This is a genomic window from Flavobacterium xizangense (assembly GCF_054075145.1).
This window is the reverse complement of the sequence record NZ_JBSIPG010000138.1, coordinates 1-265: the sequence shown is the minus strand read 5'-3', so window position 1 is coordinate 265 and position 265 is coordinate 1. Positions and strand designations below refer to the sequence as shown.

The window sequence follows — 265 nt, the reverse complement described above, 5'->3', positions numbered from 1 at the left end:
AGTCACAAAGAGAGATTTAATTTTATCGAAATTAAAAAGACTGGTCAATATGCCTGCAGCAATTTTAAACCTGTTATTGACGAAGAATATACTTTAACTATAATTAGCAGAGGAAGTAGATATATCGGAACTGAAACTTTAAAATCAATAGCGCCCATCACGCGAATAGACCAAAATAATCAAGGCGGTTTTACTGGAAAAGATATCGAAATAAAAGCGTTTTATAATGATCCTGCCGATGCAGAAAATTACTATTTGTATAAAT

The 265-nt window shown here is 31.7% G+C and carries 1 pseudogene; it reads left to right on the top strand.

The annotated features are described in order from the left end of the window. Positions 1-265 (top strand): annotated as a pseudogene (locus tag ACWA1B_RS22835) (DUF4249 domain-containing protein); the annotation flags it as partial.